This window comes from Chitinophaga sp. G7 BAM 1005 (assembly GCF_057126945.1).
Window position 1 is genome coordinate 5,465,714 of the sequence record NZ_CP181478.1, and the last position, 14,870, is coordinate 5,480,583.

A 14,870-nucleotide genomic window follows, 5' to 3' on the forward strand; every position below is an offset into this window, starting at 1 on the left:
CCTTTCGAATCGCATTCTTCCGTTTGCTTTGCCCCGTGGCGTTTTCGTTGGGATTGCAAAGATAGGAAACGGACTGAAAACACAAAATTTTTTTTGAAACTTTTTCGAATATCTTTTACGCCGCTGTATACAGCAACTTGCTGAAACACAACAGGGAAAAGCATTTCAACAGAAAAATAAGTAACACTTTTTATTTACATTGTGCTCGGTACAACAGCTGCACGGATCACCACCGGCTTCTTTTTCGACTTCTTCCTTTTACCCCACCACACATAAAAACCCGTTACCGGTAAAGATGCGCAGATCAGGCTGATGATGAAGGCCAGGATCTTTCCGGGTAGTCCGGCGATGGCGCCCACATGGATATCATAGTTCATGTCTATTAGCCGCTCGCCTGCATTTTTATGCGAGTCGTTCCTTCTACCCAGCAGCGCGCCGCTGTACTGGTCAAACGTAAGGTTATCAGAACTGTAATAGGTTTCCGCTCTTTTATTTCCGCTGATAGTGTTCACCCCGGTTTCACCGGATGCCGGGTAAATGAACAGGCGCTTTGCATCTTTCAGAATAGGCAGGGCCTTGCTGTAAGCGATATCCAGCGGATCCTGGCTTAGCTGTGCTGCTGTTTTGGCGGATTCATATTGTTTTACATCAGGAGGGGTAATACTGCGGGAGGCCACTACATATACCGTGGTCTGAAACCATGTAAACGCCCATACCATGCCAGTAAAGGCAATTACCAGTGCAATGATCATGGCATAAAAGCCCAGTACATTGTGCAGGTCGTAGTTCACTCTTTTGAAGCCTGCTTTCCATTTTATTTTAAAGCTCTTATCGCGGTTGGCTTTGTTCCACTTCTTTGGCCACCACATGATTAACCCGGTGATCATCAGAACCACAAAAATGAGGGTACTCCAGCCTACAATAGTTTGGCCGTATTTGTCGTTCAGCAGAAGGCTCCAGTGGATACCCTTTACAATTGAAAAGAAGTTGTGTTTATAGTCGATCTTTCCGGTCACCTCTCCAGTGTAAGGGTTCACCAGCACAGATTCATAATACTCCAATGTACCAAAATAGGTCAGTGCAGTATCAATGCCTTTATAAGCCATAAACTCCCAGGCCATATCCGGCCGGGTATAAGTGGTGATCGTCATCGCCGGTTTGTCGGGTCCCAGGGCCGCCTGTGCAATCTTTTTCAGCTCGCTTACCGGGCGTAAGGGCGTATTTTCCGGGGCAACATATAATATTTTACGATAATAATAATCGTTTACTTCTTTCTGAAAAACAAACAAACAGCCGGTAATGCTGATAATAAGCACAATAATACCTGCCCCCAGCCCCAGCCAGAGATGCAGTTTATCCACAACTATCCTGAACAGCGACTTATGCTGTTTCTTCTTTAACTTATCCGTCCGTTTAAACATATACTAATCCCCCCGGTAGATCTCATGCCGGAGATACAAAAGTCGATTCAAATGGTCAGAAAAGCTGATCGGATCGGGAAATTTATTTACGCAAAACGGAAAGGCATAAAAAAACCTCCACCGGAAAACCGGTGGAGGCAGGATAATTATGTTTAAGCCGTAGCTTATTTATATTTTGGATTGTACAGCGAGCTTTCCTGCACCTTTACTTCCGGTTTGCCCTTGTATCTATGTGCATAAAGCCCGTAGCTAAGTCCCAGGATAAAGGCTACCATACAAAACAATTGTACGTAAAAAAGCCAGCGGGAACGGGAAACCTTGTCTAGGGTGATGTCGTATTTATTTTCTACTGTATTCTGTTCCATAATCAGTTTATTTCCGGTGCAAACCTACATAATATTTTGAAATTTTCGAATTTTCATAGCTGGTAATTTTGTGAGACAAGAAACTTTCCCCGGAGATTACCGCTGTTTAAATCAATTCAGAAAAATGTTTGTGTCCGAGAAAATAGTAGCGCCAGATCATAATACCGTGAAACACACCACTCATTTTCATCAGCTTCATTTCCGGCAGATCATCTTTCTTCACATAAGTTCTCCGCCAGCGATAATAATCCCTATAGGCGCGGTAAATAGCCGCCATATCCTTTGGTTTTCCTGCTACCAGGCTTTTTACGCCCGCCAGTATATCCAGGAAAAAGCGTTGTACCAGCACAATCCAGCGGTCTTCGCTATGCAGGTTTTTCCACAGCATCATCAGGTTATTCCTGAAATTCAGGTACAGCTTGCGGGGATTCCCCTGTGGTAAGCTCCCTCCTCCTACGTGAAACACCCTGGAATCAGGACAGTAACAAATGCGGTAACCCGCTCTCTGCAGCCGCCAGCAAAGGTCCACTTCTTCCATATGGGCAAAAAAATCGCGGTCGAAGCCCCCCACCTGGTGATAACAGGCCGAACGGATAAACAATGCCGCCCCGGTTGCCCAGAAAATGTCCTTTACGTCGTCATATTGCCCGTGGTCTTTCTCCGTGGTATACAGGATCCGTCCGCGGCAAAAAGTATAGCCCAGGATATCCATCCAGCCGCCGGCTGCCCCTGCATATTCAAATTCGTCCGGGTCTTTGTAAGCTCTCATTTTAGGCTGACAGGCAGCAATCTTTGTATCCTGCTGCATGAGCGCCACTACCGGCTCTATCCAGCCCGGTTCCACCTCTACGTCCTGGTTGAGCAGCACGTAAATGTCGGCCTGCACGTGTTGCAGGGCATCATTGTACCCGCCGGCAAATCCATCGTTCCGGGGATTCTGGATAATCCGGATCTGCGGGTAATGCTCCGCTACAAAAGCCACACTGTCGTCCGTAGAGGCATTATCGGCCAGCACCAGCTGCAGGTTGCCGTAGGTAGAACGGCAAACAGACGGCAGGAACTTTTCCAGAAAAGATCTCCCATTCCAATTTAAAATAACAACTGCTACTGATGGCAATACGGACAACGGCAATTACGTTTATGCGTGAACAATTATTTTTGAGATGCAAATATGCAACAAAGGATTCTAATATTTGCGAATCATTACAGATTCAGGTAAGTCGAATAAGGCTTAAATTAGAAGTATGTTTAAACAGTATATCGGTTGGAAGTTTGTACTGGCCTCCATAGCAGTGCTCATCATAGGCACTACTATCTGGTTTGTAAGTAATTTATCCCGCAATATTCAGGAAGAAGAAAGAAAAAAAGTTGCTACCTGGGTGGAAGCCAACCGCGAACTCCTGCGGGCAAGTTCCGAAGCCAATCTTAACCTGGCAGTAGACATCGTTACCAACAATACCACCATCCCGCTGATATTAACCGACGAAACCGGTAAGATCCTGGATAGCCGCAACCTCGACTCCATGCGCATTATGCAGGACCCCAACTTCCTGAACAACGAACTGCAGGCTTTCAAAAAGCAACATCCGCCGTTTATCATGGAAGTGGATTCCAAACAGAAACTATATAACTACATCTACTACGGCGATTCGCTGATCCTCCGGCAGATCCGCTACTACCCTTACATTCAGCTGATAGTGGTAACCCTTTTCATTGCCATAGTACTCTTTGCCCTGTCCAGCACCAACCGCGCCACCCAGAACCAGGTGTGGGTAGGACTGGCCAAAGAAACGGCCCACCAGCTGGGCACGCCCCTCTCTTCTATGGAAGCCTGGCTGGAAATCCTCCGCGACAATGAAGCCAATGCCACCATCGTAACAGAACTCTCCAAAGATGTAGACCGGCTAAAACTCATCACCGACCGTTTCTCTAAAATAGGAAGCGTTCCAAAACTGGAAGAGAAAGACATCGTGGCACAAATAGAAAACATGACCAATTACATCCGTAAACGGGCGCCCCAGAAGGTGATACTCACGGTTCACAGCGCAGAAGAAGAGCTACCTGCTATGTTTTCTCCCCCGCTTTTCGACTGGGTTGTGGAGAATTTATTAAAAAATGCACTTGATGCAATGGAAGGAAAAGGGAAGATCGATATCACCATAGAAAACCACCCGACTTTTATCACCATCGATGTAGCCGACACCGGTAAAGGTATCCCTAAACTGAGCTTCGAAAAAGTATTCAAACCCGGATTCAGCACCAAAAAGCGGGGATGGGGCCTGGGCCTGTCGCTGGCCAAACGGATCATTGAAGAATACCACCGCGGCCGGCTGTATGTGAAGTCGTCCGAAATAAATAAAGGCACCACTTTCCGGATCCTATTGCGGAAATAATGACCCTTTTCAGTAAAATATGAATAAATAAATTTGCTTATTTTAAAAAAGCCATTATTTTTGCACCCCATTCTACCAGATGCGAAGGTGGCGAAATTGGTAGACGCGCTACTTTGAGGTGGTAGTGCCTGAAAGGGCTTGGGAGTTCGAATCTCCTCCTTCGCACACAAGGAAACGATCGGTTTTGATCGTTTCCTTTTTTTATGCAATCAACAGGCTGATTTGCCTGTTTTTGTGGAGCAATAAAGTGTGTTCGAGATTTTTCCGAAATTCTTAAGCGCCGATTTATCATGTAGCCAAACTGCCATAGAAAGGCTAATGTCGGATGTTCCAGGCCATCGCCCCATTTTTCTCGCCCATATAGCTGAAAAGCGAATGTTCAGATACTCATAATCGTGTATTTTCCCCCGCGGATAGGATAAAGGACTTGAGTACATTGTGGGCATTTTTGTTGACATTATTTGTACTAACATGTTTGTAATGTTGACCACTTCAGAAATTGTATTTTCATATTCAATTTTTTATAGTTAAATTGTCAAATAGAAAATATTAGCACATATCCCCAAAAAAGAGAAGCCCCAAACGAATTGATTATTAAATCAATATAACATTGTAATGGTTATCCTTCATACCGCTGACTGGCATATTGGCCAGTTATTCCATGAATACGATCGTACTTACGAACATTCTCAGTTTTTAAATTGGCTATTGGCAACGCTTATAACCGAGCATGTCGATGTTTTGCTGATCAGTGGCGATGTATTCGATCTATCCAACCCTTCAGCAGTATCTATCAAAATGTTTTACAACTTTCTCAACCGGGCGATTAAAGCTAATCCCGATCTGCAAATAATAATCACTGCCGGCAACCACGATTCTGCTGCACGATTGGAATCGCCCAAGCCACTATTGGAATCATCCAGCATACATATAATTGGCCTTGTGGAGAAAAAGGAGGATGGGAGTATTGATTATGAAAAACTAATTATTCCGCTGAAAGATAAAGACGGAGTAATCAAAGCCTGGTGCCTGTCAGTCCCCTTTTTACGAATGGGCGATTATCCGGTCATTCCCGATGCGGAAAATCCTTATACAGCTGGTGTTGCAACGTTCTATGCGGAGGTGTATAACTGCGCCTGTGCTAAAAAACGGGCAAGCGAACCCATCATTTGTATGGGCCACCTGCATGCGCAGCAAACGGATATGACTGATGTGGACAAATCAGTTGAACGGGCCATAATGGGCGGTATAGAATGTATTGGCACTACGGCTTTCCACGAAGATATTCGGTATGTGGCTTTGGGGCATATTCATAAAGCACAGCGGATTGGTGGTAAGGAACACATACGCTACTGCGGAAGTCCATTGCCTATGTCCTTCTCCGAAGCTAACTATAAGCATCAGGTAATTGTGTTTGACCCAGAAGAACAAGGCATCAATAACCTGAAATCTATCGAAGTGCCTGTATCTGTGGCATTAAAAAGAGTCCCCCTTGTTCATAGCTCACTTACAGATGTGATCAATGCATTACAGCAATTACCTGTTGCAGGTACCGATCCCCAATTAGCGCCATACCTCGAAGTACGGGTTCTGCTCGATGGGCCTGAGCCCGGGCTGCGCCACAAAATAGAAACAGCCCTAGGCGGCAAAGATGTTCGCCTGGCAAAAATTGATGTAAGATACCCTGCCGCCAATACCACGGGCGATAGAGCAGCGGCTGTTGCGGAAGGCAGCCTTCGCGAACTCCAGCCCCAGGATGTTTTTGAGCAGGTATATCAATCCAGGTACAACAATGTTGTTCCAGTAGAGCTGCTCCGATTATTTAACCAGGTAACCCAGGAGGTCGCCCAATCTGAAACGATATGAAGATACTGACCATCCGCATAAAGAACCTGGCCTCGCTGGAAGGGGTGACTGAAATTGATTTCACGCAGGAACCGCTATCATCCGCAGGCATTTTTGCCATTACTGGCCCTACCGGTGCGGGAAAATCTACCCTCCTGGATGCACTTTGCCTGGCTTTGTATGGCAAAACACCCAGATACTTGCAGGCCAAAGAATCCGGGATCGAAATAACGGATGTACAGGGAAGTACCATCAGCCAGGGAGATGTACGGGGTATATTAAGAGACGGCACCGGCGAAGGATTTGCAGAAGTAGATTTTACAGGTGTTGACGGACAACGCTATAGGTCTACCTGGCGGGTGCGAAGAGCGAGGGATAGGGCCGAGGGAAGCCTGCAACAATATAACATTGCCTTAAAAAACGTCGATACCAACACAGATATTCCCGGGAAGAAGAACGAAATACTAGAAGAGATAGAAAGATTGGTAGGATTGAATTTTGAACAGTTTACCCGTTCCGTACTGCTGGCCCAGGGTGATTTTACTGCTTTTCTCAAAGCGGCCAAGGAGGAAAAATCTGCTCTGCTGGAAAAGCTTACAGGCACGCATATCTATTCTGAAATATCCAAACATGTGTTTGCCAATTACAGCAAAGAAAAGCGAGAGCTGGAAGACCTGAACCTGCAACGCGATGGTATTGGCACACTTACATCTGCAGAACTGGAGGCTTTTGAGCTGCAAAAAGCAACACTGGAACAAAGCATAGTGATACAGGAAAAAGATGCAGAATCTTTAAACAAGGAAATTGCCTGGCATATCCAGCTTACGCTATTGCAAGCCAATCTCAGTACAGCGCATACGACGCATGAACAGGCCATTGAAGCCAAGCAAAATGCAGCGGGCCGTGAGCAGGAATTAAAACAGGCAGAGCAAGTGCAATCCACCCGGACCTGGGTGGATGGACAACAAGCAACTGAAAAGCAACTGGCTGAAAAGACAGCAACGCTGCAACAATTACAAACAACGCTTGATAGCCTACAAAAGCAGCAGGAGGCATTAGACAGGCAACTACAAACCGCAAATGAAGAAGCGACTACCACTATTCAAAAACAGGTAGAAGCGGTACCGTTCTTAGAAGAAGCAAGGGCATTGGATGTACAGATCAGGGAAAAAACAGAACAGGCAAACCAGGCAGCGACAGAAGTAAAGAGTGTTGAAGATAATCATCTACAACTGGAACAACAGCTACAGGTACGGCAGCAGCAAACCGAACAGTTACTCACTTCCATTACACAATTACAACAGTGGAAGGAAGATCATAGTACACGGCAGCCCATTGCTGAGAATCACGGCCTCATCAGCTCAAAACTTGGTGATGCACGGGTTCTGTTGGATGCGATACAGTCGTTGTTGCCGCAACTGGAAAGCACACAAACTTCTATAGCCGAAGCGAAACAGGCAAAAGCTGACCTGGAGCCAGAATCAGCAGCTATAATACAGCGCTTGCAGGTAGAGAAGAAGCAGCATACCATAGCTTCGGAGGCATTGCCGACTATACCCATTACATCTTTAGAAAAAGAAAAAGCAGCTATCGACTCCCGCATAGAAGATATGATTGCGGCAGTAGCGCATTGGAGAATATTATCTCACAGCGAGGCTGACTTTAATACATTAAAGCAACAACTGGCCGGTAATAAAAGAGAATTAAGCAATAAGTCGCAATCACTGGCACATGCGTCAGCGCAATTGGTGGTTGCTGCAGCAGAGCGGGATGCATCGCTCCGCATGTTGAATCGAGCGCGCCTTGCTGCTGCTGAAAATGTGGAATCCCTGCGATCACAATTAATACCCGAAGAACCCTGCCCGGTTTGTGGCAACAAAGAGCATCCGTATGTTACCGAACAGCCCCAATTGAATCATGTGTTAGCGGAACTGGAAACTACACATCATGAAAATGATAAAGCTTATACTAACTGCCTGCAAACAGAAAGCAGTTCGCAGGAAACGATCAATTGGTTAAAAGAAGCGATTGCCCTGCAGGAACAGGAAACAAGTATAAAAGAAACTGCACTTGCAGCGCATCAAAAAACCTGGGAAGACTTTGTTATTTATCCCCATACTGCTGAAATACCCAATGAACAAAAAGCAATATGGCTGGCACAGCAATTACAGGATGCGAAGGCACAACAAAAAAACCTGCAACAGCAAATACAATTGTACACTGCAAAAAAACAGGAGCTGGATGCTCTGCAGCAAAAAATAAGTACACTGGAACGGCAGCAGAACGAAAACAGCAATGCAGTAAAAGATACAGACAGGCGTCTGCAATCATTGCAGGAACAAGATACGCAATACCAGAAAGAACAGCAAAGCAATAACCAGGCACTTACCACAATAGAACAAAGCTTGTCTGCTTACTTTACCGCACCCGGTTGGTTTACGCATTGGAAAAATGATGCAGCAGCATTCCTGCAACGCATCAGTGATTTCGCTGAACAATGGAAAGCTACTGATCAAAAGATGGAAGACGATTCCCGGCAGCAGGGCATATTAACTGCAACACTCGAAGCCGCAAAGGGACAACTACAAAGCTTTTCAGTGGATGTACAAAAAAAGCAAGCCACACTTACCGCTGTAAAAGAACAACAGGCTACGCTCATCCAAAAACGAAAAGCCATCTTTAACGGCGAAGCAGCTACAACCATAGAGCAAGGTTTAAAACAGGCCGTAGCAGCAACACAACAAGCGCTGGAAAAAATTAAGTCTGAGCGAGAACTTTTACAAACAAATCTTACCCGTACCGGCACACAGAAAGAGCAGGCCGAAAAAGACATACTACTGTTGCAGCAACAAGCCGAAACCTTGCATCAAAAAACGCGGGAGTGGCTTACTGTATTCAACAGCCGCAATATCCCGGTTTTAGATGAAGAGCGATTATCGCATTTGCTGGCGTATGAACCCAGCTGGATAGAAACAGAACGTACCGCATTGAGAGCGCTAGCCGATGCCATTACACAAGCACAATCCGTATTGCAGGAACGCTCAGCACAACTGCAACAGCATGAGCAACAACGGCTCTCTGAACTAAGTGCAGAAGCGTTAACCGAATTACTGAATACTGTAAAAACAAACCTGCAACAACAGGTACAGCAAAAGAACGAGATCGGTTTCCAGCTGCAGCAGGACCTTGCCAATAAACAGAAGATCGGCGGCCTGCTGGGCATCATTGAAGCCAAAGGACTCATTACAGAAAACTGGGCAAAGCTCAATGACATTATTGGCTCGGCAGATGGGAAAAAGTTCCGGCTCATAGCACAGGAATATACCCTGGATGTATTGCTCAGCTATGCCAATGTACACCTGGGTATGCTCAGCAATCGCTACCTGCTGCAACGCATACCCAATACGCTAGGCCTGCAGGTAATAGACCAAGATATGGGCGATGAAGTGCGTACTGTGTATTCCCTCTCCGGCGGTGAATCGTTCCTGGCATCGTTGGCGCTGGCATTGGGACTGGCTTCGCTATCCAGTAGCCGCATGCAGGTAGAATCATTGTTTATTGACGAAGGCTTTGGCTCACTCGACCCTGCTACTTTAAATATCGCTATGGACGCGTTGGAACGTTTGCACAACCAGGGGCGTAAGGTAGCTGTGATATCGCACGTGCAGGAAATGACGGAACGTATACCGGTACAGATTAAGGTAAGTAAACAGCAAAGCGGCAAAAGCAAAGTGGAGGTAATTGGCGTTTAAAAAAGTATAAAACAATGCATCTTAACCAAACCGATAAAACAAATATTTATGTGGGCGCGCCCCTTCGGGTCGGTCTATCCGCTGCAAGTCCTCCGGCTCATAATTCGCCGTGCGGCCTTTCCGATGCTATCCCTCACGCGGAGGCAATCATAAAAGCAATGCAATTAACCAAACTAAAAACTAAAAAAAACAAAATCATGAATCAGAACATCGTTGATGCAATCGAAAGCCAAAATGTAATAGAGTTTTATTACGAAGGAGAATTCAGAGTTGTTGAACCTCATTGTTATGGCGTAACAACTGCGGGCAACGAAGGGCTTAGAGCCTACCAGACAGGTGGTTATAGCGCATCGGGGAAATTGGGGTGGAAAATGTATGATTTGGGCAAAGCCGATAGAATTACTGTTACGGATGACGAGTTTAATGGGCCTCGTCCTGGCTACCAAAGCGGCGATAAAGGAATGTCAAGAATTTATGTTGAATTGTAAAAACTTAAAACAATGGAAAGATATAGAAACGCAGGAGGAGACTCCGGAGTGTCGGCCTACGAAATAGGTACAGACTATATTAAAGTAAAATTTTCGGGAACATCCCGCACCTATATTTACAGCTACAAAAAAGCTGGCAGCACTCACGTGGAGCAAATGAAACAATTAGCTCGAAATGGTAGTGGCTTAAACAGCTATATTAACCGCTATGCAAAACACCTATATGATTAGCATTAAATAAAAATTTAATATGAAGATTATAGAAGAAGTCGATGATACTTTGCCACATACGGCAATACCGACATGGAGCGGTTTTATTTACCAAGGCAGAATTGGTCTCTATCATATATTGAAACAACTTAACTCTAAATCAGAAGATGAAATTAATGAATTAGTATTTCAGGTTGATTCAATAGAAGATTTCACAATAATGAGATCAAATCCAAACGGCAGTCCTATGCCAGTTTCCATGCATCAGGTAAAAGCGGTAAAAAGTGAAGCCTATGCAACTTATAAAGATGATTTTGACCAACTTGAACAAAAGTGGGCGGCCATTGGAATTAACACGGTTGAGGCATTTTTTCATCTGGCAACAAAAAACAAAAAAGCAAAAGCACAGATAGAGGCCTTACATCCCAATTTAAAAATTTATGTGTATGAGAACAATGCCGAATCATGTGCTTTAAGCGATATCGATGGCAAAATTAAAGCGCAGATTGTCTTAGTTCTTCAGAAATATAATATTGGTGGATCGGACAATCCAACGAATATTCAATTACTAAGTGAAATACTGGAAAAAATAGTGAGTGATAAAGTAATTTATATCCACTCTTTAAATCACGCAGGTGAGGCAATACGGCAAGCTGCATCTGATAATCCTATTCCACTTAAATACTTTTTAGACGAAATAAAAACTGATGTTACTAAACTCGTTCAAGATGAAAATTATTTTGAGACCATAATTAAAAGTAACCTGAATCGCTACTATGATGAATTTTGTATCAGTTGTGATGAAGATCAAATGACGGATGATGTTAAGATTAAGATGGACAAATACCTGGTGCTGTTTAACTCTCACCGATCACTTGGTTTTAGGTCATTTCTACAGAGTATTAGGCCACATAAAGAAATTAATTACCGCAATCTGCAGGAGTATACTGATCTAAGTATGACTGAAGACGAAATAAAAGACGCTTTCTTTAATATTCTGTTGATAATTAAAGGTTCAAATGAAAATGAAGGTATTGGTTGGATATGTCCTGAGTTGAAGCACTATTACCCAACTTCCTTGACCTATTCAAATACCGATAAAGGTCGAAAAAATGCATCCGAAAGAATATTAAAAACAGCACTAAGTACAATGGTCGATGTCCCTTTTAATTCGGATTATCTTATCACAAGCGAATGCAATGTTGATGACATTGAGGCTTGTGCAAATAATATAGGACACTTAAATATTGGCGATACAGACCTGGACGATGAAAGACGGGTTAGAATAACCCAATGGAAAAAGGTACGTCTGATTGATCTTGAAACAGCAAAAAATAAACTAAATGATTAATCTGATCAGCAGAATATTCGAAGAAGCCGGGCTTGAAGAAAAAACAGGCGCAGAGTTTAAAATCTATGGACTGAAAGAGCAGCAAAATTATTGGGTAATTGTTCAACGCAATGATGTTGTGGAGAATATTATTGATGAGCAAGTTGAGCTTTTCATAAAAGCAAAGGAAATTATTCAAAAACCAACATTTGACAAAAATGCGAATCTGCTTATTTTAAACAAGGTGGCAGCAATATCCGATATCAAAGCAGATAGTTTTTTACAGGTTGAGGAAAATCCATATCATTTTAAAAAGAGCATCCTTTATTACACAGAAGATGAACTGAATAATCTCACTAAGAAAATTGGTGATTCTCCAGCACTCTCCTCCATCGAATCTCTAATCTTAGCAGACCAAGTGTTTTCACGACATAAAATTAGTTTCGATGCTAATGATTTCGAATCATTAGTGTACCGGATGGCTATCAAAATACCATTCATTAAAATACGGATCACGCAAACCAATAATCTAAAATCACTAGAAGAGATCAATCAAAAATCAATCGGAAGGAATCCCCTTAATGACTTGTTAGAGCAAAATTTTCTTTCATTGGGTGACGAAGACTTTAACGCAATGACAGAAGAAGTTATTCTCGAAAAGATAAAAACAATATTGCCGGATGAAAATTAACAAGATCAGAATTCAAAACTTTAAAGTATTTAAAGATATTACTTTGGACTTCAGTTCGTCGGACATTATTGTATTTGACGGTCCGAACGGGTTTGGCAAGACAACTATTTATGATGCCATAGAACTGGTTTTTACCGGTAAAATAAGGCGGTATGATGATTTAAAGTCAAAATTGATTGATGGAAGACAAAACTTTTCAGAGAACCCATTCCTGCATGTAAATGCACAGGGTGGAGATGTGGTAATTACGATTGAATTTGCCAAAAATGATCAGGTTTATGTATTGGAACGATTTGCGCAAGCTGATGATATAAGCCCTTATATAGACTTTTCGATCTATAAGCTATTTATAAAAGATAACTTCCCCTCAGAAGAAAAGAGCGCTGTTAACAATGAAGAATTATTCTTGGTAGAAATACTGGGCAAAAATTATAATTCAAATTTTCAGTTTTTGAATTACGTTGAACAAGAAGAGTGTCTTTTTCTACTGAAACATTCTGATAAAAACAGAAAAAGTCATATTGGTCATTTATTTGACCTTAAAGAATTTGAAGAAAAAATTAAAAAAATTGATACGCTAAAAAAAAGAATTGATGCTTTTGTAAATAATAAAAACAATGAGGAGAAAATATTAAAAGAAGAAATTGATAAGGTAAAAGTTGGCTTGATTGAAGATCAAACACCCTCATCTTACATTAGACTATTTGGAGAAAAAGACTTGAATTGGGATCTGGAAGATGTAGATATCAATTCGTTTAACTATTTAGATGTGGCAGGTGCCGAAGGGTTTCTTGAACGTTTAAAAGTATTTGTTGAACGAAAAAGTTTATTTAGTCAATACAGGATAAATAGAGCGGTCGAATTTTTGTTGGGAAACGAGGCAATAACTCTTGATTTTTTCAGGTTTTACAGTTTTCTTCCTAGAAAAGATGAATTACGTGATCTAGGCAAAAGGATAGCCCAACAACAGAATTTAATCAGGCAATTAGAATCTCTTACTAACAATACACTTGAAACGGCAATTGATTTAGAACCCTATGAATTTATTCCGGCCGATCTTAAGGCAATATTTGCTACAACAAAACAGGAGCTTTTGTTTGGCTTTCAGGAGCTTTCGGGGCTAGATAAAATATACTCAGATATCTCCAGGTCGAGAAATGAACTGATCAGAGAAATTAATAATTTAAAAGATGCAGGAACCTTAACCAGCGAGTGCGTTTTATGTGGATATAACTGGGGAAACATTGAAGAACTCTTTTCTCAGATCGAGAAGAAATCAGATCAAATTAGAGTTATTAATTCTGAAAAGAGCATTCGAGTTGAGGAGTCATTTAACGTATTTAAGTCAGGGACCGTTCAACAGTTAATTGACATTTTAAAGGAAAACTTATCCCAGCTAAATTATAATGAAGAATTTGTAACCGAGCTATTGGAAAAGGAAGTCAGCAGCTTTAACAATTTGCTTAAGGCGTTTGATTTTCTTAAAGTTGATTATTTGCAATATCTAAGCAACGAACAGGAGATAGATATTTCGGAAGTCTTCAATAGATTAAAGAATACAATCACTCCTTTAAAGGATGAGTCTAGAATGGAGCAGATTGAAGACTATTTTATGACCTATTTTAATGAGTATTTTGATGGTGAGTTTACTAAAATTGATGGTATAACTATTGAAAATATAGAAACGAAGAAAAGATACCTTTCTCATAAATGGTCTCTAACTCAAAACCAGCTTTTGCAAGAAAAATCAACAAAATTGCTTGACGTGACTAAAAGCAGAGACGAAGCCAGGGAAACTTCTCAAAAATTAAATGGATTAAAAGGTACTTATAGCGCTTCACTAAAATCTTACCAGAAACAGATTATTAAGGATATAGAAGTTGTGTTTCACATATACTCGGGAAGGATTATGCAATCTTTTCAAGGAGGAATAGGTCTATTTATATATTCTGAAAAAGATGGTATAAGGTTTCAGTCCGACTCAAATAAAACATACGATGCGATTTTTACCATGAGTTCTGGCCAACTATCTGCTCTTATTATTGCCTTTACATTGTCACTTCACAAGAAATATTCGCAGAATAGAATAGTGCTGATTGATGATCCCGTTCAGACAATGGATGAGTTGAATATGTATGGATTTATTGATCTCCTTAGAAATGAATTTATAGACAATCAAATTGTCATGTCCACACATGAAGATATGATATCTGCCTTCATGAGGTATAAATTCAAAAACTATAATCTTACAGAAAAAAGGGTTAATTTAAAAGAAATAGCATAAGGTTATTAGTTGCTAAAAACTCAATGTTGAATACCTTTTATAAATGATTAAATACGATTTACATCTCTTGGACTGGTATGAATTCCAGAAG

The 14,870-nt window shown here is 42.0% G+C and carries 11 protein-coding genes and 1 tRNA gene; 9 read left to right on the forward strand and 3 right to left on the reverse strand.

Features of this window, described 5'->3' with window-relative positions; translation table 11 throughout:
* Positions 1–194: 194 nt before the first annotated feature.
* The 3 genes from ACMXI2_RS21615 to ACMXI2_RS21625 all read right to left on the reverse strand — a co-directional run bounded on the left by ACMXI2_RS21615 (position 195) and on the right by ACMXI2_RS21625 (position 2,912).
* Positions 195–1,421, reverse strand: a complete 1,227-nt coding sequence (locus ACMXI2_RS21615) for a PepSY-associated TM helix domain-containing protein (protein ID WP_483778147.1) — start codon at positions 1,419–1,421, stop codon at positions 195–197.
* A 164-nt stretch (positions 1,422–1,585) separates the two neighbouring features.
* Positions 1,586–1,786: a hypothetical protein gene (locus ACMXI2_RS21620; RefSeq protein WP_483778148.1), complete on the reverse strand. Its 201-nt coding sequence runs from the start codon at positions 1,784–1,786 to the stop codon at positions 1,586–1,588.
* A 106-nt stretch (positions 1,787–1,892) separates the two neighbouring features.
* Complete coding sequence (locus tag ACMXI2_RS21625; protein WP_483778149.1) at positions 1,893–2,912, reverse strand: glycosyltransferase family 2 protein; 1,020 nt, start codon at positions 2,910–2,912, stop codon at positions 1,893–1,895.
* A 118-nt stretch (positions 2,913–3,030) separates the two neighbouring features.
* Between ACMXI2_RS21625 and ACMXI2_RS21630 the strand changes: the two genes are divergently transcribed.
* The 9 genes from ACMXI2_RS21630 (at position 3,031) to ACMXI2_RS21670 (ending at position 14,779) form a co-directional block, all read left to right on the forward strand.
* Positions 3,031–4,179, forward strand: coding sequence for a sensor histidine kinase (locus tag ACMXI2_RS21630; protein WP_483778150.1), 1,149 nt, complete (start codon positions 3,031–3,033; stop codon positions 4,177–4,179).
* An 81-nt stretch (positions 4,180–4,260) separates the two neighbouring features.
* A tRNA-Leu gene (locus tag ACMXI2_RS21635) sits at positions 4,261–4,344 on the forward strand.
* Between the two features lie 450 nt (positions 4,345–4,794).
* A complete protein-coding gene (locus ACMXI2_RS21640; protein ID WP_483778151.1) occupies positions 4,795–6,045 on the forward strand; it encodes an exonuclease SbcCD subunit D C-terminal domain-containing protein in 1,251 nt (416 codons plus the stop codon).
* The gene (locus ACMXI2_RS21645; RefSeq protein WP_483778152.1) at positions 6,042–9,776 is read left to right on the forward strand and encodes an AAA family ATPase; all 3,735 of its coding nucleotides are present in this window, start codon (positions 6,042–6,044) and stop codon (positions 9,774–9,776) included. Before ACMXI2_RS21640 ends, ACMXI2_RS21645 begins: the two co-directional genes overlap by 4 nt.
* Positions 9,777–9,790: 14 nt before the next feature.
* Positions 9,791–10,264: a hypothetical protein gene (locus ACMXI2_RS21650; protein WP_483778153.1), complete on the forward strand. Its 474-nt coding sequence runs from the start codon at positions 9,791–9,793 to the stop codon at positions 10,262–10,264.
* Positions 10,265–10,276: 12 nt separating this feature from the next.
* On the forward strand, positions 10,277–10,495 hold the full coding sequence (locus tag ACMXI2_RS21655) for a hypothetical protein (protein ID WP_483778154.1): 219 nt from the start codon (positions 10,277–10,279) through the stop codon (positions 10,493–10,495).
* Positions 10,496–10,514: 19 nt separating this feature from the next.
* Positions 10,515–11,825, forward strand: a complete 1,311-nt coding sequence (locus ACMXI2_RS21660; protein ID WP_483778155.1) for an ABC-three component system protein — start codon at positions 10,515–10,517, stop codon at positions 11,823–11,825.
* Positions 11,818–12,495, forward strand: coding sequence for an ABC-three component system middle component 1 (locus tag ACMXI2_RS21665; protein WP_483778156.1), 678 nt, complete (start codon positions 11,818–11,820; stop codon positions 12,493–12,495). The genes ACMXI2_RS21660 and ACMXI2_RS21665 overlap by 8 nt, the downstream gene beginning before the upstream one ends.
* Complete coding sequence (locus tag ACMXI2_RS21670; protein WP_483778157.1) at positions 12,485–14,779, forward strand: AAA family ATPase; 2,295 nt, start codon at positions 12,485–12,487, stop codon at positions 14,777–14,779. Before ACMXI2_RS21665 ends, ACMXI2_RS21670 begins: the two co-directional genes overlap by 11 nt.
* Positions 14,780–14,870 lie beyond the last annotated feature (91 nt).

Excerpts from the sequence above, each read along its gene's own strand:
- ACMXI2_RS21615 (WP_483778147.1), bottom strand. The coding sequence starts at position 1,421 with ATGTTTAAACGGACGGATAAGTTAAAGAAGAAACAGCATAAGTCGCTG.
- ACMXI2_RS21620 (WP_483778148.1), bottom strand. The coding sequence starts at position 1,786 with ATGGAACAGAATACAGTAGAAAATAAATACGACATCACCCTAGACAAG.
- ACMXI2_RS21630 (WP_483778150.1), top strand. The coding sequence starts at position 3,031 with ATGTTTAAACAGTATATCGGTTGGAAGTTTGTACTGGCCTCCATAGCA.
- ACMXI2_RS21640 (WP_483778151.1), top strand. The coding sequence starts at position 4,795 with ATGGTTATCCTTCATACCGCTGACTGGCATATTGGCCAGTTATTCCAT.
- ACMXI2_RS21645 (WP_483778152.1), top strand. The coding sequence starts at position 6,042 with ATGAAGATACTGACCATCCGCATAAAGAACCTGGCCTCGCTGGAAGGG.
- ACMXI2_RS21650 (WP_483778153.1), top strand. The coding sequence starts at position 9,791 with ATGCATCTTAACCAAACCGATAAAACAAATATTTATGTGGGCGCGCCC.
- ACMXI2_RS21655 (WP_483778154.1), top strand. The coding sequence starts at position 10,277 with ATGGAAAGATATAGAAACGCAGGAGGAGACTCCGGAGTGTCGGCCTAC.
- ACMXI2_RS21660 (WP_483778155.1), top strand. The coding sequence starts at position 10,515 with ATGAAGATTATAGAAGAAGTCGATGATACTTTGCCACATACGGCAATA.
- ACMXI2_RS21665 (WP_483778156.1), top strand. The coding sequence starts at position 11,818 with ATGATTAATCTGATCAGCAGAATATTCGAAGAAGCCGGGCTTGAAGAA.
- ACMXI2_RS21670 (WP_483778157.1), top strand. The coding sequence starts at position 12,485 with ATGAAAATTAACAAGATCAGAATTCAAAACTTTAAAGTATTTAAAGAT.